Below are 17,774 nucleotides of genomic sequence, written 5' to 3'. Positions count from 1 at the left end.
GGCCCCGCGCCCGGGGCGGCCGCGCCGGTGCCGGCCCGCTGTCGGCGTTGCGCGAGCACCTGCGGGAGTCGTGCTGGGGCGCGCCGCTGGTGGCCCGCGTGGCGGCGGTGGTGCCGGCCCGGGCGACGGACGGGCTGGAGGTCCGCCGGACACGCCACGGGCCCCGTCCCACCCGGAGGTGGAACGGGGCCCGTGGCGCGGCGGGGGGCCGGCTCAGCCGGCCTCGGCCTGCCGGCCGCGCCGGTCGAGGGAGGCCAGGTAGGCGTTGTAGGCGTTCAGCTCGGCGTCGCCGTCGCGGTCGGCGGCGCGGTCGCGGCGGCGGGCCTGGCGCTCCTCGGACTTGGCCCACTGGAGGGTCAGCGCGATCAGCACGATGGCGGTCGGGATCTCGCCGAACGCCCAGGTGATGCCGCCGGCGATCTTCTGGTCGTTCAGCAGGTCGGTGCCGGGCGGGGCGGTCGCGGCGGTGAAGGTGGTGACCAGCGGGTGGGTGGCCATCATCACCGCGACGCCGAAGAAGGCGTGGAACGGCATCCCCATGAACAGCTCGATGATCCGCATCACGAAACCGGGCCGGTGCGGCCCCGGGTCGACGCCCATGATCGGCCAGAAGAACAGCATCCCGACCGCCAGGAAGTGCACCATCATCCCGATGTGCCCGAGCCGGTACTGCATCAGCAGGTCGAACAGCGGGCTGAAGTACAGCGCGTACAGGCTGGCGATGAACAGCGGGATGGTGAAGGCCGGATGCGAGACGATCCGCACGTACCGGCTGTGCAGCAGCGCCACCAGCAGTTCGCGCGGGCCCTTCCCGCTGCCCTTGCGGGCCGGGCGCAGCGCGCGCAGGGCGAGCGTGATCGGGGCGCCGAGCAGCAGCAGGATGGGGGAGAGCATGCTCAGCACCATGTGCTGGATCATGTGCGCGCTGAACAGCACCATGCCGTAGTCGTTCAGCCCGGTGTTGGTGACCAGGACCAGGGTGCCGATGCCCGCCACCCAGGCGGTCATGCGGCCGACCGGCCAGCGGTCGCCGCGGCGCCACAGCCGGACGGCGCCCGCCGTGTACAGGCCGAGGGCGAGCAGGGCGCCGATCAGGAACGGCCAGTCGGGTGACCAGCTGAGGCTGGAGGAGAGGGTGAACGGGCCGAGCGTCGTCCCGTGGTGGTGCATTCCTGCCATGCCGTCGCCCATCGGCGCGTCCTGCTTTCCCTCGTGGTGCGTCGGGCGGGCCGGCCCCGGCGGGTCCGGTTTCCTCCGTTTTGCTTCGGACCCACCCTAGGCGGGGCTTAACCGCGGCCCGTACCCGCCCCCGTACCCGCCGCCCGGCCGGGTGGTCAGGCGGCGCTGCGGTACTGCATCCGCAGGAACCCGTCGAAGACCCGGGCGCCGAACAGCCGGCGGGTGTGCACCAGCGCCTTCGCGGCGGGCGTGACCAGGTAGCGGGTGCGCGGGCGGGGCGAGCGGACGGCCTGCTCGATCACCTTGGCGACGGTCTCCGGCGGTGCAGAGAGCAGGGCGTTGCGGTAGCCGTCGGCCATCTGCTGGTCGGCGGTGGTGTTGAGGGCGGTGTACGGTCCGGCCGCGGGGGCCGAGCCGGCCAGGGTACGGGCGGCGGTGTCGCCGAACCGGGTGCGGATCAGGCCGGGCTCGATCAGGCTGACCTTGATCCCGAAGGGCGCCGCCTCGAACCGCAGGGCGTCGGTGAGCGCCTCCACCGCGTACTTGCTTGCGTGGTAATAGCCGCCGGCCGGGAAGACGATCCGGCCGCCCATCGAGCCGACGTTGACGATCCGGCCGTGGCCGGCCGCGCGCATGGCGGGCAGCACCAGCTGGGTCATCCGGGCCAGCCCGAAGACGTTGGTCTCGAACTGGCGGCGCACCCCGTCCAGGTCGGTCTCCTCGATGGTGCCGTACTCGCCGTACCCGGCGTTGTTGACCAGCGCGCCGACCGCGCCGTGCTCGGCCTCCACGGCCCGGACGGCGGCGGCCATCGACTGTTCGTCGGTGACGTCCAGCGGCAGCACCCGGGCGCCGGCCGCGGCCAGGTCGGCGATCGAGTCGGTGCTGCGGGCGGTGGCCCAGACGGTGAGGTCGCGGCGGTTCAGCAGGCGCTCGGCGGTGGCCCGGCCGATGCCGGAGGAGGTACCGGTGATCAGGACTGCGGTGGTCATGACGGCTCCAGGGAGGTGGTGGGGGAGTGGGCGAGGCCGGTGACCATCAGGCGCACGCCCTGGCGCAGCCGGCGGGCCGGCGCGTCGGGGTCGGTGAGGTCGGCCTCCAGGCCGCGGGTGAAGGCGAGCAGGAGCTCGGCCAGCTCGAGCGCCGCGGCCCGGGAGAGGCCGGCCGGGGCGAGGTCGGCGAGCAGCTCGCGCATGGCCGCCTCGTACGCGGTGATCAGCTCGGCGGACAGCCTGGCGTCGACGCCGAGCAGCTCGGCGGCGTGTGCCGGGCTGTCCTGCCACATCCGCTGGACCAGGCCGAGCTTGCCGGCCAGCGCGGCGGCGAGCCGGTCGGCGGGGTCGTCGGCGGGTCGGGCCGCGGCGGCGCGCGACTCGGCGAGGGCCCGGTCGAGCAGTTGCCCGGCGAGCCGGCGGAAGGCGTCCTCCTTGTTGCGCACGTACTGGTACACCGACGGGCGCGACATCCCCGCCTCGCGGGCGATGTCCTCCATCGTGGTGCGCCGTACGCCGTGGCGGGCGAAGCAGGCGTAGGCCGCGTCCAGGATCAGGGTGACCTTCTCGTCCTCCGACATACTGACAATGTTTGCACAGAATGTCAGAACGTCAAGGGCCCGGCCGGCCTCCGCCCGGCGAGTCCGGTGGAGCGGGCCGCGCGGCCGTGGTGGACTCCCGTGTCGGGGTGGAATGTCCGGTCCGATATTGTTCTTACTCGAAACAAATCACGTCTGGAGGCCTTGATGACCACCGCCCCGTACCGGGCCGCCGAAGAGCGCTACGACGGTTCCATGCGCTACCGCCGCAGCGGCCGCAGCGGCCTGGACCTGCCGGAGATCTCGCTCGGCCTGTGGCACAACTTCGGCGACGACCGCAGCTTCGAGACCCAGCGCGCGATCCTGCGCCGGGCCTTCGACCTCGGCATCACCCACTTCGACCTGGCCAACAACTACGGCCCGCCGTACGGCTCCGCCGAGGCCAACTTCGGCCGCCATCTGGCCGCCGACCTGCACCCCTACCGCGACGAACTGGTGATCTCCACCAAGGCCGGCTACGACATGTGGCCCGGCCCGTACGGCGAGTGGGGCTCGCGCAAGTACCTGACGGCCAGCCTCGACCAGTCGCTGCGCCGGATGGGCCTGGAGTACGTCGACATCTTCTACTCGCACCGCTTCGACCCGCGGACCCCGCTGGAGGAGACCATGGGCGCGCTCGCGTCCGCGGTCCGCCAGGGCAAGGCGCTGTACGCCGGCATCTCCTCGTACAACGCCGAGAAGACCAAGGAGGCGGCGGACATCCTGCGCGGCCTCGGGGTTCCGCTGCTGATCCACCAGCCGTCGTACTCGATGCTCAACCGGTGGATCGAGGACGACGGGCTGCTCGACGTGCTGGAGGCCGAGGGCGCGGGCTGCATCGGCTTCGCGCCGCTCGCCCAGGGCATCCTGACCGACCGCTACCTCTCCGGCATCCCCGCCGACTCGCGGGCCGCCCAGGGCAAGTCGCTCGACCCCGGGGCGATCACCGAGGAGACCCTGCACAAGCTGCGGGCACTGAACGACATCGCCGCCCGCCGCGGCCAGTCCCTGGCCCAGCTGGCCCTCACCTGGCTGCTGCGCGACCCCCGGATGACCTCCGCCCTGATCGGCGCCTCCTCGGTCGCCCAGCTGGAGGCCAACGTGGCCGCCCTCCAGGGGCCCGCGCTCGGCGACGACGAGATCGCCGAGATCGACCGGTACGCCACCGACGCCGGCCTCAACCTCTGGGCCCGCTCGACCGAGGGCTGAGCGCCGCCGGCCGGGTCACCGGCCGCCGCTCCTCCCGGACTGCCCGCTCCACTCGCCCGACGGCCCGGCGGCGACCGCCACCGGGCCGTCGACCCGGCTGCGGTCGATGCTCAAGGTCACCCCGCCCCAGGTCTCCCGCACATCGCCCGCGTACTGGTGGATCCGCCGGTGACCGGCCCACAGGTCGTCGGACAGGCCGCCGGTGCTGCCGGTGCCGCCGGTGTCCTGGCGGCCGTCCCAGCGCGCGTACCAGAGCGCGTCCGGCACCGGGGTGCGGCCGGCCCGGGCGGCGGCCGCCAGGTCACGGACGCCGGAGTCGAGACTGGAGTAGACGCCGGACAGGTAGCCCGCCCGGTGGAGTTCCTCGGTCCAGCCGGCGGCCGCGTCCGCCACGGCGTCGCCACAGGCCGGGTCCGCCCCCGGGGCGTACGCCTCGATGTCCAGGTAGACCGGGCTGCCCTCGCCCAGGCCGAGCTCGGCGAGGGCGGCCTCCGCCTCCTCGGCCTCCTGCCGGCCCTGCTCCCGGGCGCGGTCCGGGTCGAACTTCGCGGGCTTGCCGGCGCTGACGTTGCAGGGGGCCTGCAGGCCGACGTGGGTGGGGATCAGCCGCCACCCCATCGCCTGCACCTCCCGTACCCAGGAGGCCGTCAACTCCGGCTGCTTGCAAGCCCGCTGACTTCCACTGAGGTAGATCCCGACCGCCTCGTACGGCGAGTCGTCCCACCACGCCTGCATCGTCCCCAGCGGCGGCGCGGTACAGGCGTCGAAGCCGAGCCCGTCCACCACCTCCACCGGCGGGCCGGGCTCGTCGGCCCGTGCGGTCGCGTTCGCCGCGGGCAGCAGCAGGGCCAGGGCGGCCGCGGCGAGGGCGGTCCGTCGGGACAGTGGGCGCATGCCCGCGAGCCTGCGCCACCGGTCCCCGCCCGCCCGGCGGGCGCGCCGTACGGCCGGGCATGTCGCACCCGTACGGCGGGGCGCGTCGCACCCGGCGCCACCGCGGGCCCGCCGTAGGGTGGCCGGGTCGACGGGGGGTACGAAGGAGAGGCCCGTGCGCGCACCCGTACCCACCCGATGGACCGTCACCGCGCTGGCGCTGCTGCTGGTCGCGGTGGCCGCCGCAGCCGCACCGAGCCCGCCCGCCGGGCCGACGGCGCGACAGCTCGCCGGACAGCGGGTGATCTACTCGTACCAGGGCCTCGTCCCGCCCGAGGACCTGCTGGCGGAGATCCGCGGCGGCCGGGCCGCGGGCGTCATCTTCTTCAAGGACAACTACGCGGACGCCCGCCAGTTCGGATCGGCGGTCCGGCAGCTGCGCGAGGCGCGGCGCACCAGCGGCGTCCGGACACCGCTGCTGCTGATGACCGACCAGGAGGGCGGCCCGGTACGGCGGGTGCCCGGCGCGCCGGAGCTGTCAGCACGGGCCGTCGGCTCCTCCGCCGACCCGCGGGCCGCGGCGGCCTCGGCCGGGAGCGGCGCCGGGAAGAACCTCGCCGGCCTCGCGCTCAACGTCAACCTCGCCCCGGTCCTGGACGTCTACCGGACGCCCGGCAACTTCATCGACCGCAAGGAACGTTCCTTCAGCAGCGACCCCCAGGCGGTCGCCGAACTCGGCGGCACCTTCCTCACCGCCCAGCAGCGCACCGGCGTCGCCGCCACCGCCAAGCACTTCCCGGGCCTGGGCACCGCGGCCACCGCCGAGAACACCGACCTGGCACCGGTCACCCTGCCGGTCGACGAGGCCACCCTGCGGACCGTCGACGAGGCGCCGTACCGGGCCGCCGTCGCCGCCGGGGTACGCCTGGTGATGCTGTCCTGGGCCGTCTACCCGGCCCTGGACGCGGACCGGCCGGCGGGCCTGTCGCCCGCCGTGGTCGGGCAGGAGCTGCGCGGCCGGCTCGGCTTCCGCGGTGTCACCCTCTCCGACGCCCTGGAAGCGGGCGCGCTACGGGACTTCGGCGACACCGGCCACCGCGCGGTGGCCGCCGCCACGGCCGGCGTGGACCTGCTGCTCTGCTCCTCCGGCGACCCGGCCCAGGGCCGCGACGCCACGACCGCCCTCGCCGACGCCCTCGCCTCCGGCCGCCTCGACCCCGCCGCCTTCGCCCTCGCCACCCACCGGATCGCCGACCTCCAGGCACACCTGGCCTGACCGGGCCGGACCGTTCGCACGACCGGCCCGGCCGGCACCGCGACGGACGGTGAACGGGAGGCGGGCCACCGCCCGAGTGGGTCCCGCCGCTCATCGGGGGGCGAACGGCCTTGACGTGGGCCGGGCCTGGCCCGGCGGCAAGCGAACGGCCCCGCTCGCGACGGGCGGGAACGAGGTGCGCCGGAGCCGGGTGCCGGGCAACAGACCGGCCCTGCCACGTCCGTGGGAGACCCGGCCGGCCCCGCGGCCTCCCGAGAAGCTCAGGGGCGGGCGATCAGAGCACCAGGTCGTCGTGGTCGTCGAAGATCCAGCCGTCTTCGTGGAGGACCTCGAACAGGTGGCCGTCGGCATCGGTGAAGTACCCGCTGTGGCCCCAGGCGTTCGGGCCGGCCGGACGGGTCACGGTGGCGCCCAGCTCGGCGGCCCTGGCCATCACCCGGTACACCTCCTCGGCGCTGCGGGCCACGTACGCCAGCGCGAAGCCTGCGAAGCCACCCTGGTCCCGGTCGGGCAGACCGGCGTCGGCCGCGAAGGCCGCCCGGGACTGGAACGCGACCGCGACCCCGCCCAGCTCGAACAGTGCGAACCCGTCCGAGCCCGCCGTCGACCTCTTCCAGCCCAGCGCCTGGTAGAACGCGACCGAGGCGGCGACATCGCGCACACCGAGCAGAATCAGATTGAGCCGCTGTCGCATCTCGTCCTCCTGGGAACCGGCACTCGGCCCGTCATCCTGCCATCCCCGGCCGACACCGCCGTCGCGGCTCCGTAGCGGGTGGCGATGCGCGGGCGGCGCGGGTGGTTTCCATCCGTACATGTCACAGCCTTGTCCCGAGGGTGGCCCGGGCGGAACGGTTCGTCCGGGCGGGCGGTCCTGGGTTTCGGAATCCCGCTCGCACCGAGCACCAGGCACCCGCCACCTCACCCGGAGGAACACACCGTGCGCGTCCGCAAGTTCGCCTTCGCCGCCCTGGCCGCCTGCGCGGCCCTCACGCTCAGCGCCTGCCAGGACGACGGTTCGGGCACCGCGCAAGGCGCCCCGGCCGCTGCCCCGACCACGGCCACCGGCGCCTCCCCCGGCGGCGGGCCGGCTTCGGGCGGGCAGGCCTCGACCGGGCCGGCTTCCGGGGCTCCCGGGAAGGGCGGCACCTCGCCCACCGCCGCTCCCACCGGCCCCGCCGGGGGCGGGCAGAGCACCAAGTGCAAGACCTCGGACCTGACCATCACCGCCGCCGATCGCACCATCACCGGCGACGCGGAGAACACCGTCGTGGTCGAGCTGAAGAACCACAGCGGCAAGGACTGCACGCTCTCCGGATACGCGGGCGTGGACCTGAAGACCTCCGCCGGCACGCTGTCCGCGAAGCGCTCCGGCGAGCCGGTCGTCACGGGCGTCGTGAAGACCGGCAAGTCGACGTACTTCGGCATCAGTTACCAGGCCAACACCTCGGGCGGCTCAGGCGTCCGGATCACCGGTCTGGTGGTGACCCCGCCGGACGAGACCCACCCGGTCACCCTGCCCTGGCCGGGCGCCGGCTCGCTGCCGGTCACGGACGGCAGCGGATCCCCGGTGAAGATCGGCCCGATGGGAAGCGCCGGCCAGGGCGAATGACGCGAGTGCCCCGGCCGGCGCGGGCGCCCGGCACTCAGGTGCCCAACGGGCGTTGCTGCCAGCGGAACGCCTGGCTGTCGTAGTAGTTTTGACTCTGCGTCAGCTGATCGCCGGACCCCGGATGGTCGGCCTTCGGCCAGTGCTTCAGGCCGATGAGCAGGCCGTCGGCGGCGTTCACGACCATGCCGTTGTCGCAGAACGTCCAGACCTGATCCGCGTTCGAGGCCGCGCAGTCCTCCTGGACCAGGAGGGCGCCGTCGGTCGTGCTGCCCCCGGTGCCCAGGCAGCGGCCGGTGCCGAGGTTCTTGATGCGGGCGTTGCCACCGGCGGGAAGCAGGATCCAGGTCTGGTCGGCGCTCCGGTCGCAGTCGTGCTGGGTGATGGCGCCACCGGGGTCCGCCTGGGCGCACAGGCCGGTCATGGCGTTGACCATGGACCGCGAACCCGGGGGCGACGACGGGTGAGGGGCGGACGAGCCCGGGGGAGCGGACGCGGAGGGGGCGGAGGAGGACCGCGCCGCGGGCGGCAGGGCGAAGGCGGCGGCCGGCGTGGCCGACACGGTCGGGTCCTGGCCCGCGGGCTCCCGCACCGGGGCGGCGGTCGGCGCCGCAGCCGGGTGGGACGGGTGTGACAGGTTCGGCGCGATGGCGACGGCGGCGACGGTCGCGCCGGTGACGGCCGCCGCCGTCCACGCGACCTTCGCACTGGCCAGCCGGCGTGCGACCCCGAACTTGGCGGCAGCCAGGTGGACGCCGTGCCCCGCCGCCGACGGCCAGAGGCTCACGGGGTGCCAGAGCAGGATCCCCGCGGGCAGGATGGCGCCGAGGCGGCCGTTGAGGTCCCGCAGGTCGCGGCTGGCCCGCGCGCAGTCGGCGCAGGACCGGAGGTGGCGGTCGAGGTCGCGGGCGACGCGCTTGTCCGGCCTGCGGACGGAGGTGGCGATCAGCGCGCCGAAGTGCCGGCACTCCTCGCTGGCGGTCTGGTCGAGGTGGGCCCGCAGATAGGCCTCGCGCAGGCCTTCGCGGGCGCGGGCGACCAGTGAACCGACGCCGCCCGCGGTGATGCCGAGACGCCGGGCGGTCGCATCGGCGGCCTCGTGCTCGACGACCGAGTGCCACAGCACGGCCTGCCAGCGTTCGGGCAGCGACCGGTAGGCGCGCAGGACGAGCGACACCTCCTCGGCGGCGAGCACGGCCCCTTCCGCGTCGTGGCCCGCGGGCAGGGTGTCGGCCCAGGACTCGAAGTCGTCCGACAGCTGGGTGCGCGCGCCCTCGCGTGCCCAGTCCACGGCGGTGCGGCGGACGCAGGTCAGCAGGTAGGCGCGCCAGGCGTGCTGGGGTCCGGCCCCGGAGACGACCGAACGGTAGGTGCGGGCGAAGGCCTCGGCCGCGAGATCGTGGGCGGTGGCGGCGTCCCGGCAGCAGGTGCGGGCGTAGGCGAGCACGGCCGGGTGGTGACGGGCGAACACCTCGCCCATCACATCGCGGACGGTCGGCCCCGCCGGGGACGCGGGCTCGCGCAGCAGGACGGCCAGCTGCGCATCGGTCAGATCGGTCAAGTCCGTCCGGGTCTCCGTCGCCAGTACGCGCAACGCCCACTCCTGTCTGCTCGCCGATGCCCGGTCGGTCCTGGCCGACGGCCATGTCCGCCGCGCGAGGACGGGCTGCGCCGACCGGATAGCGCGCAAGTGTGCCATGTCCGCCGACCTGTCCGGCAACGGGCGCTCTGCCGCGGACCCGGCCGTTCCGGTACGCGGCGCGGGGCGGGTGCCGGGTGGGCGGGTGCCCGTCGATGAGGGCGCGGGGGCCGGCGGGAGCGTGGTGCCGGGCTGATCCGCGCACGCACCGCCGGTGCGGAGCGCCGCAGGGACCCCGCCGGGTAAAGATTCGGCAAAGTCGCAGGTCGCCCGCTCACCGGCCCGGTCTCCCATCGCAGGAACCGACGGACCGGGAGGGAGCACGCCATGACGATCGGCCGACACCCGTCCGGCCCGGCCCCGCGGCGCGCTGCCGCCTGCCGGGCACCCGCACCGACCGACCACCCAGAAGGAGAACGCACCGTGGCCAACCACCGTCCGAAGAGGAGCCGGCGCTGCGTCGCCGCCACCGGCGCCGCCGCCGCGTCCCTCGGTCTGCTCGCCGCACCGGCGTCGGCCGAGCCGGCCCCGCAGAGCGTCGATCATCGCGCCGTGGTGCTCGTCAACTTTCGCAACCTGGCACTGGCCGACCCGCAGAAGGCCCACGACCAGGCGGTACGGAACTTCTTCGGTGCCACGGACTCGCTCGCGTCGTACTACGCCGACAACTCCGGCGGGCGGCTGAGCATCGTTCCCGCCAAGGGCGACGGCGTCTTCGGGCCGTTCACCATCGACATGGACGACTCCGCGGCCTGCGACACCGGAAAGATGGCGGACCTCGCCCGCAAGGCGATCCCCGATGTGACGTACGACCACATCTCGGTCGTCATGAACACCAAGTTCTGCAGCGAGTGGTGGGGCCTCGGCTCCATGCCGGGCCCCAAGACCTGGTTCCACGAGGGCGCCGTCGGCGACAAGGCGGCCATCGTCCACGAGGCCGGCCACAATCTCGGCTTCGCCCACCAGGAACGGCACCTGTGCCCGGCCGGCACCTTCACCGCCTGCACCGCGGACGGCTACAGCTACCGGACCCCCATGGGCGCGGGCGGCGAGAAGAAGGGCCTGACCGCACCGGAGTTGCTGTCCCTGAAGTGGCTCACCGCCCAGCAGGTCACCACGCCCTCGGCCACCACCTCCGTCCACCTCACCCCGCTGCACGCACCCGGGACCTCCGGCGTACGCGCCGTCGACCTCCCGCTGGGGACCGGCGGCGACCGGATCGTCGTCGAGTACCGCACGCCCGACGCGGCCACCGCGGACCGCGACGTCGCCCAGGGCGTGGACGTCTACCAGGTCCCGGGCGGGCACTACGACCGCGCGATCATGATCAGCAACGTCAAGCGCGACGACAAGACCGGCACGGGCTCGTTCAGCACCGGCGGTGGCGCGCTCGTCGACACCTCCGCGCACCTGTCGGTCAGCGTCACCCAGACCACCGCCGCCGGTGCGGATGTCCGCATCCAGCTCGGAGACGACGCCGGCACCCCGCCGACCGGTAGGCCCACCACCCCGGCCCCCAGCCCCACGGGCCCGGCCACCGCCACGGCGAAGGCCTCGCACTCCCCGACGCCGGCGGTCCCGCCCACCTCCGACCAGTCGGACGACCACACCGTCATCGGCTCCACCTTCAACCCCGTCCCTGACGGCACGACGCCGGGTACCCGCGCCGGCGACGGAGTGCTCGCCTCCACCGGCGGCGGTGCCACCGGCGCCGGCGTCATCGGGGCCGCTCTCATCGCCGCCGGCGGCGGCGCCGTCCTGCTGGTGCGCAGGCGCCGTACCCACCGCAAGCACTGATCCCCGGCAGGCCGCCGCCCCCGCGTGGCGGCCCGTCACGGGTCGGATACGGCCCAGGAGCGGAGGGCCGGGCCGATCTGTCGGAACGCCGGTCGGACGGGTGATCAACTCTCTAGGATCATGATCGCTCGAACGACAGTCCGACAGTTCTGCTACGGGGGATCCGCCATGTCCGAACACCGCCTCACCCGCAGGGCCCTGATGGCCGGTACCGCCGGTACGGCCGGCGCCGCGCTGCTGGCCGCCGCACCGGCCGCCCGCGCGGCCGCCGCCGAGGTCCCGCCGCCCAGCCCGTACCAGGTCAAGCCGCCGCACCAGATCGAGGCCGAGACCCTGGTCGAGTACCTGCGCACGCTGCCCTGGGGCACCGAGGCCAACCGCTACAAGCTGGCCGGGCAGTTCCCGGACGACAACTCCACCGCGGTGTGGGGCGAGCCCGGCCACCCGGAGCAGTTCCGGGTGCTGGCGCAGTGCTCGTCCTTCGTCTCGCTGGTGCTGGAGCGCACCTACGGGCCGCGTTCGGCGACCGAGGAGCAGGACCCGGCCCGCTGGGCGACGAAGCAGTACTTCCGCGACTACTTCGGCACCGAGCCCGGCAAGCTCTTCCCGACCGCCGAGAAGTTCCGGGCGGGCTTCGCCAACGCCGCCGCGATCCCGCACTTCACCGCCGTCACCAAGCCGGTCAACCTGCGTCCGGGCGACTTCGTGGCCTTCGACTACGACGAGGACGCCACCACCACCCCGTACACCGGGCACATCGTGATGATCAGGGAGCGCAAGGGCACCTGGGCCTCGTCGGCGGACGCCCGGGTCGGCGCCGGCGTCGTCCCGTACGTCTTCGAGGTCATCGACTGCACCAGCAACCCGCACGGCAACCCGGCCGCCTCGGCGGGTGCGGAGGCCCTCTACCGGGCGTTCCCCGACACCCGGATCGAGGAGCGTCCGGGTGAGACGCCGGGCTGGAAGGAGTACAACGGCGTCGGCTACGGGCATCTGGTGTTCTACGCGGACGCCACGACCAAGCTGTTCGCCGGGTACCGCTGGGGCGTCAACTCCACGGTGGCGCACCCCGTGAGCGAGCGGCCGATCGCGGCGGCCCGGGTCTACCAGGGCTGAGCCCGGCCGGTCCGCCTCGGCGCCGCCCCGGGATCGTGCCCGGGGCGGCGCCGGACGGCAAAGGCGTGAATTCGTCCCCATGGCCGTGTCATGGGGATGTCCATGCCATCTCTTTGCCGGTAGTTTCCCCTCCAGCGCCTCCCCGTCCTCGCGTCACCCCACGCACCGTCACGGACCGCTGGAAGGACACGCCTTGAACCGACGACACCGCAGGGCCGCGCAAGCGGCGCTCGCCGCCGCCGCGCTGGCCGCCCCCTTGGTGCTGGCCGCCGCGCCCGCGTCCGCCGCCACCACCCGCGCCGACCGCGGCGAGCGGCTGGCCCGGGAACTGGTCCGCAGCAGCGACGCGGACGACGCCTACCGCACCCTGAAGGCCCTTCAGCGGATCGCCGACCGCAACGGCGGCACCCGGGTCGCCGGCTCCCCCGGCCACCGGGAGTCGGCCGAGTACGTCGCCGACCGGGCCCGCCGGGCCGGACTGAAGGTCTCGCGGCACGAGTTCGACTACGTCTTCGCGCAGACCCTGGCCGAGCACCTCGCGGTGGTCGCGCCCGCCGCCGAGGAGGTCCCGGTCTCGGCCATGACGTACTCCGCGAGCACCCCGGCCGGCGGGCTCACCGCGCAGCTCGCGGCCGTGCCCGAGGACGCCACCAGCGGCTGCGAGGACGGCGACTACGCGCCCGGCGCCTTCACCGGAAAGATCGCGCTGATCCAGCGCGGCGGATGCACCTTCGCGGTCAAGCAGGCCGCCGCGGCGGCCGCCGGCGCGGTCGGCGCGCTGGTGTACAACAACGCCGACGGCCCGGTCAACGGCACCCTCGGGGACCCGGCCGTCGCCCGCGTCCCGACCGGCGGGATCACCAGGGACGCCGGCCGGGCGCTGGCCGCGCGGGCCGCGGCGGGCCCGGTGACCCTCGCCCTGGAGATCCGGACCTTCCACGAGACCCGCCACACCTGGAACGTGATCGCCGAGACCCGCGGCGGCGACGAACGCAACACCGTCGTGGTCGGCGCCCACCTGGACTCCGTGCTCGCCGGGCCCGGCATCAACGACAACGGCTCCGGCTCCGCGGGCATCCTGGAGGTGGCCGAGCAGCTGGCGGGCCACCAGGTCGGCAACAAGGTGCGGTTCATCTGGTGGTCGGCCGAGGAGTTCGGCCTGGTCGGCTCGGAGAAGTACGTCGCCTCGCTGTCCGAGGCGGACCGCGCGAAGATCAAGCTGTACCTCAACTTCGACATGATCGCCTCGCCCAACCCGGTGCGCTTCGTCTACGACGGCGACGACTCCGACCACGCCGGCTCCGGCCCCGGCCCGGCCGGCTCCGCCCAGCTGGAGCGGCGGCTCACCGGCTACCTGGACCGCCACCACCTCGCCCACGAGGGCAGCGACTTCACCGGCCGCTCCGACTACGGCCCGTTCATCGACGCCGGCATCCCCTCCGGCGGCACCTTCACCGGCGCCGAGGGCATCAAGACCGAGGCCCAGGCGGCCCGCTACGGCGGCGTCGCCGGGGTGGCCTACGACACCTGCTACCACCAGGCCTGCGACACCCTCACCAACCTGGACCGGAAGGTCTTCGCGGTGAACATCGAGGCCATCGCCGACTCGGTCGGCGCGTACGCCTGGGACCTCGCCCCGCTGTCCGTGCCGGTGGCACCCGAGGACACCACCGGCCAGGGCGGTGACGGCGGCCTGCACGACGGCCACCAGGAGGCCGCGGAGTAGACCGCGGCCGAGGAACGACGACGGGCCCCCGGCCGCGGGTGCGCGGCAGGGGGCCCGGTCGGACGGCGGGTCAGATGACGGTCTCGGCCTCGACGTAGCGCTCGGCGGGGACGGTCTTCAGCTCGGCGACGGCCTCGCCCAGCGGGACCAGCCTGATCTCGGTGCCCTGCAGCGCCGTGATGTGCCCGAACGCACCCTTGTGGGCGGCCTCCACCGCGTGCCAGCCGAACCGGGTGGCCAGCACCCGGTCGTACGCGGTGGGCGTGCCGCCGCGCTGGGTGTGGCCGAGGATCACCGGGCGGGCCTCCTTGCCGAGCCGGTGCTCCAGCTCGCCGGAGAGCTGGGTGGCGATCCCGGTGAACCGCTCGTGGCCGTAGATGTCCCGGGTGCCCTCCTCCCAGTGCATGGTGCCGGGCTCGGGCTTGGCGCCCTCCGCGCAGACCACGATGGCGAACTTCTTGCCGCGCTCGAAGCGCTCGCGCACCACCTCGGTGAGCTTGTCGATGTGGAACGGCCGCTCCGGCACCACGATCGCGTGGGCACCGGCCGCCATGCCGGCGTTGAGTGCGATCCAGCCGGTGTGACGGCCCATCACCTCGACCACCATGACCCGCTGGTGCGACTCGGCGGTGGTCTTCAGCCGGTCCAGCGCGTCGGTGGCCACCGACACGGCGGTGTCGAAGCCGAAGGTCACGTCGGTACAGGCGATGTCGTTGTCGATGGTCTTCGGCACACCGACCACCGGCAGGCCGCCGTCGCTCATCAGCTTCGCGGCCTTGAGGGTGCCCTCGCCGCCGATCGGGATGACCGCGTCGATGCCGAGGTCCGCGCAGTACCGCTTGGCGCGCTCCACACCGTCGCGCAGGTGGCTCGGCTGGACCCGCGAGGAACCCAGTATCGTCCCGCCCTGGGCGAGGATGCCGCTCACCGAGTCGAGGGTCAGCGGACGGTGGGCGCCTTCGAGGAGACCCCGCCAGCCGTCCTGGAAACCGATGATCTCGTCGCCGTGGTCGACCACCCCCCGGTGGACCACGGATCGGATCACGGCGTTCAGGCCGGGGCAGTCACCGCCGCTGGTCAGGACACCAATACGCATTGCTTTGCAACTCCCCAGGGGGCACCCCCAGCCGTCAGGCTGGGGGAGTAACCGGACGGCCGGACGACCACCTCGGTGTCGCCACCGCGGCCGGGCGATTTCGGACATTTTGTCCCGAAATCGACCGTTCAGCACAGCATACGGTTCCTGCCTCCGGCCGAGCAGGCACCGGCGCGGGAGCGGCATCGTCGACGCCTCCGCGCGAAACTGCGGCTGGACGCCGAGGAGGGTGTGCGTCCAGCGCTACCTATTCTGTTATGCCGACGGCCACTAGGGCACGGGTGGACCGGATGCTGGTCTTCTCCCGGTCGGTGTGGCCGAGGTCCCGGCGTGGGCCGGGACCTCGGCGAGGTGCGGGGCGTGCCCCGGCGAGCCCTAGGCCGGACGGCCGGTGGCGGCGATCCGCTCCGCGCGCAGCGCGTCGTACCAGGTGGTGTCGGCCGGCGGGAGCGCGTTCACGTCCAGCGCCAGCTTGATCAGCATGTCCGCGACGGCGGGGTTGCGGGCCAGCACCGGACCGTGCAGGTAGGTGCCGAAGACGGTGTCCCGCCAGGCGCCCTCGGTACCGTCTCCGGTGCCGTTGCCCCGGCCGACCTGCACCGAGGCGAACGGCTTGACGCCCTGGCCGAGGTGGGTGACGCCCTGGTGGTTCTCGAAACCGGTCAGCTGCGGCAGGCCGAGCTGCGGGTCGACGGTGGCCAGCACGTCGCCGACGCACCGGGCGCCCTCGCCGCGGGTGGTCCACACGTCCAGCAGGCCGAGGCCCGCCTCGCGCTCACCGAGGTCGTTGATGAACTCCCGGCCGAGGATCTGGTACCCGGCGCACACCGAGAAGATGATCGCGCCGTTCTCGGCCGCCCGCTGCAGGCCGCCGTCGTTGCGCAGCCGCTCGGCGGCCAGCCGCTGCGGCCGGTCCTCGCCGCCGCCGATCAGGTAGATGTCACCGCTGGTGGGCACCGACTGGTCGGACCGCACGTCGATCCGGGTGACCCCGAGGCCGCGCTGGCGGGCCCGGCGCTCGACGACCAGGGCGTTGCCGCGGTCGCCGTAGGTGCTCAGGAGGTCCGGGTAGACCCAGACCACCCGCAGGCTGCTCTCGCTCATCCTGGAAGGCCTTCCCTGCTGCTGGGACCCGTACTGCGGGGCCGAACCGAAACCGGGGTTCTGGTAGGAGGGGACGGACATCAGCTCGCCACCGCCTTCCGCAGCTGCTGGAACGCGGTGTAGTTCGCGATGGCCTCGATCCGGCCGGCCGGGGCGACCCGGACGGCCTCCTCCAGCGACTCCACGACCTGGAACTGCAGACCCGCGACCTCCAGCCGGACGGCCAGGTCCAGCTTGCGCTGGCCCATCACGAAGATCGGGTGGCCGGACAGGCGCTCGTAGTCCACGTCCCACAGCCAGGACGTGTCGGTGCCGTCCGCGTCCAGCGCGTTGACCGAGAGGATCACCGGCGCCGGCGGGCCGTCGATCAGCGAGAACGTCTCCAGCCAGCCGGCCGGGTTCTTGGCCAGCAGCAGGCGGACGTCGCGGCCCAGGTAGGAGACCACGTCGTAGCGGCCGGCCACCGCGGCGACCGACTGCATCCGCTGCAGCGCGACCTGCGGGGCGACGCCGAACACGGCGGCCACCGCGGCCGAGCTGGTGGCGTTGGCCAGGTTGGCGCGGCCGGGCAGCTGGAGCGTGATCGGCCAGGCACCGCGGTGCGGGTCGATGACGTGGGTGCCCTGCAGCGCCCAGTGCGGGTTGGGACGGCGGAAGCCGCACTCCTGGCAGAACCAGTCGTCGCCGGGCCGCTGCATCACACCACCGCAGGACGGGCAGGACCAGGCGTCCTCCTTCCACGCCTGTCCGGCGGCCACCCAGACCACCTTCTTGCAGGAGGAGGCGGCCCAGGTCACCAGCGGGTCGTCCGCGTTCGCGATGATCACCGCATCGGTGTCCTTGAGGCCCTCGCGCCACTTCTCGGCCATCATCCGGGTCTCGGCGGCGCGGTCCAGCTGGTCACGGGAGAGGTTCAGCAGCGCTATGGCCTTGGGACGGGTGTCCCGGGCGACCATCGGCAGGTACTTCTCGTCGACCTCGATCACACCGAACTTCGCCTCGCCGCCGCCCGCCAGCGCGGCCGTGATGCCGGCCGGCATGTTGGCGCCGAGCGCGTTGGAGACGACTGGGCCGGCGGCGCGCAGCGCCTCGGCGATCAGCCGGGTGGTGGTGGTCTTGCCGTTGGTCGCGCTGACCAGGACCACGTCGAGGTTCTCGGCGAGGGTCGCGAGGAGGTCGGGGTCCAGCTTGAGGGCTACCTTGCCGCCGATCACCGAGCCACTGCCGCGGCCCGCCTTCTGGGAGAGGGCAGCGGCCATCCGGCCGGCCGTCACGGCGATCTTGGCGCGGGCGGGCAGCGAGGCGTCGCGCGCGCCCGTGGCTTCCGAATCGGTGCCTGGCATGCTCAGTGGTTCCTCCTTGCTGCGGCACCACCCGGGTCGAGCAGTGACCGTCGGGCGGTGGGGACGGGGCCAGCCTACCCACTCCACACGGCCGGGATGATCCCCGGACCCGGTGCGGCCTGCCGCGAGTGCCTTGACGGACCCCTCCGGGGGCCGGTGGGTGGTTCTTCGCGCGGTTCCCCGCGCTCCTGGGAGGTGCCGGGCCGGGGCCGGGGGCATCTCGCGGGGCGCGGGGAACCA

The 17,774-nt window shown here is 73.8% G+C and carries 15 protein-coding genes; 6 read left to right on the top strand and 9 right to left on the bottom strand.

The window, feature by feature from the left end; genetic code table 11:
- Window positions 1-213 precede the first annotated feature (213 nt).
- From AA75_RS38780 to AA75_RS38770, 3 genes are all read right to left on the bottom strand, one after another.
- Window positions 214-1,170 carry a cytochrome c oxidase assembly protein gene (locus AA75_RS38780; protein ID WP_033825171.1) on the bottom strand — a complete coding sequence of 319 codons (957 nt, stop codon included), beginning with the start codon at window positions 1,168-1,170 and terminating at the stop codon, window positions 214-216.
- Window positions 1,171-1,334: 164 nt separating this feature from the next.
- Window positions 1,335-2,171, bottom strand: a complete 837-nt coding sequence (locus tag AA75_RS38775; RefSeq protein ID WP_033825153.1) for an oxidoreductase — start codon at window positions 2,169-2,171, stop codon at window positions 1,335-1,337.
- Window positions 2,168-2,752 carry a TetR/AcrR family transcriptional regulator gene (locus tag AA75_RS38770; protein WP_033825152.1) on the bottom strand — a complete coding sequence of 195 codons (585 nt, stop codon included), beginning with the start codon at window positions 2,750-2,752 and terminating at the stop codon, window positions 2,168-2,170. The genes AA75_RS38775 and AA75_RS38770 overlap by 4 nt, the downstream gene beginning before the upstream one ends.
- Before the next feature lie 165 nt (window positions 2,753-2,917).
- Here AA75_RS38770 and mgrA point away from each other — a divergent pair, with 165 nt between their 5' ends.
- Window positions 2,918-3,958 carry an L-glyceraldehyde 3-phosphate reductase gene (gene mgrA, locus AA75_RS38765; protein ID WP_033825151.1) on the top strand — a complete coding sequence of 347 codons (1,041 nt, stop codon included), beginning with the start codon at window positions 2,918-2,920 and terminating at the stop codon, window positions 3,956-3,958.
- A 15-nt stretch (window positions 3,959-3,973) separates the two neighbouring features.
- Here the strand turns inward: mgrA and AA75_RS38760 are convergent, their stop codons facing one another.
- Window positions 3,974-4,852: a DUF1906 domain-containing protein gene (locus AA75_RS38760; RefSeq protein ID WP_051814158.1), complete on the bottom strand. Its 879-nt coding sequence runs from the start codon at window positions 4,850-4,852 to the stop codon at window positions 3,974-3,976.
- 154 nt (window positions 4,853-5,006) lie between these two features.
- Between AA75_RS38760 and AA75_RS38755 the strand changes: the two genes are divergently transcribed.
- The gene (locus AA75_RS38755; RefSeq protein ID WP_051814157.1) at window positions 5,007-6,107 is read left to right on the top strand and encodes a glycoside hydrolase family 3 N-terminal domain-containing protein; all 1,101 of its coding nucleotides are present in this window, start codon (window positions 5,007-5,009) and stop codon (window positions 6,105-6,107) included.
- 274 nt (window positions 6,108-6,381) lie between these two features.
- On the opposite strand, the gene AA75_RS38750 is transcribed toward AA75_RS38755, so the two are convergent.
- A complete protein-coding gene (locus tag AA75_RS38750) occupies window positions 6,382-6,801 on the bottom strand; it encodes a VOC family protein (RefSeq protein ID WP_033825150.1) in 420 nt (139 codons plus the stop codon).
- Between the two features lie 243 nt (window positions 6,802-7,044).
- On the opposite strand from AA75_RS38750, the gene AA75_RS38745 reads away from it, so the two are divergent.
- Window positions 7,045-7,716, top strand: coding sequence for a DUF4232 domain-containing protein (locus AA75_RS38745; protein ID WP_033825149.1), 672 nt, complete (start codon window positions 7,045-7,047; stop codon window positions 7,714-7,716).
- 34 nt (window positions 7,717-7,750) lie between these two features.
- Here the strand turns inward: AA75_RS38745 and AA75_RS38740 are convergent, their stop codons facing one another.
- A complete protein-coding gene (locus AA75_RS38740; protein ID WP_158515641.1) occupies window positions 7,751-9,274 on the bottom strand; it encodes a sigma-70 family RNA polymerase sigma factor in 1,524 nt (507 codons plus the stop codon).
- A 501-nt stretch (window positions 9,275-9,775) separates the two neighbouring features.
- On the opposite strand from AA75_RS38740, the gene AA75_RS38735 reads away from it, so the two are divergent.
- The 3 genes from AA75_RS38735 to AA75_RS38725 all read left to right on the top strand — a co-directional run bounded on the left by AA75_RS38735 (window position 9,776) and on the right by AA75_RS38725 (window position 13,991).
- Window positions 9,776-11,149, top strand: coding sequence for a hypothetical protein (locus AA75_RS38735; RefSeq protein ID WP_051814155.1), 1,374 nt, complete (start codon window positions 9,776-9,778; stop codon window positions 11,147-11,149).
- A 168-nt stretch (window positions 11,150-11,317) separates the two neighbouring features.
- Window positions 11,318-12,265: a hypothetical protein gene (locus AA75_RS38730; protein ID WP_051814154.1), complete on the top strand. Its 948-nt coding sequence runs from the start codon at window positions 11,318-11,320 to the stop codon at window positions 12,263-12,265.
- 193 nt (window positions 12,266-12,458) lie between these two features.
- Window positions 12,459-13,991 (top strand): M28 family metallopeptidase, encoded by a 1,533-nt coding sequence (locus tag AA75_RS38725; RefSeq protein ID WP_033825148.1) that lies wholly within the window; start codon window positions 12,459-12,461, stop codon window positions 13,989-13,991.
- Between the two features lie 70 nt (window positions 13,992-14,061).
- On the opposite strand, the gene AA75_RS38720 is transcribed toward AA75_RS38725, so the two are convergent.
- The 3 genes from AA75_RS38720 to AA75_RS38710 form a co-directional block, all read right to left on the bottom strand.
- Window positions 14,062-15,087: a 6-phosphofructokinase gene (locus AA75_RS38720; protein ID WP_033825147.1), complete on the bottom strand. Its 1,026-nt coding sequence runs from the start codon at window positions 15,085-15,087 to the stop codon at window positions 14,062-14,064.
- A 375-nt stretch (window positions 15,088-15,462) separates the two neighbouring features.
- Entirely contained in the window at window positions 15,463-16,191 is a 729-nt protein-coding gene (locus AA75_RS38715) for a type 1 glutamine amidotransferase (protein WP_033825146.1), read from the bottom strand.
- An 80-nt stretch (window positions 16,192-16,271) separates the two neighbouring features.
- Window positions 16,272-17,534 carry a MurT ligase domain-containing protein gene (locus AA75_RS38710; protein ID WP_051814153.1) on the bottom strand — a complete coding sequence of 421 codons (1,263 nt, stop codon included), beginning with the start codon at window positions 17,532-17,534 and terminating at the stop codon, window positions 16,272-16,274.
- Between the last annotated feature and the right edge of the window lie 240 nt (window positions 17,535-17,774).

The sequence above is a fragment of the Kitasatospora sp. MBT63 genome, assembly GCF_000710465.2.
Taxonomy (GTDB): domain Bacteria; phylum Actinomycetota; class Actinomycetes; order Streptomycetales; family Streptomycetaceae; genus Kitasatospora.
This window is presented reverse-complemented; position numbering and strand designations above follow the sequence as displayed.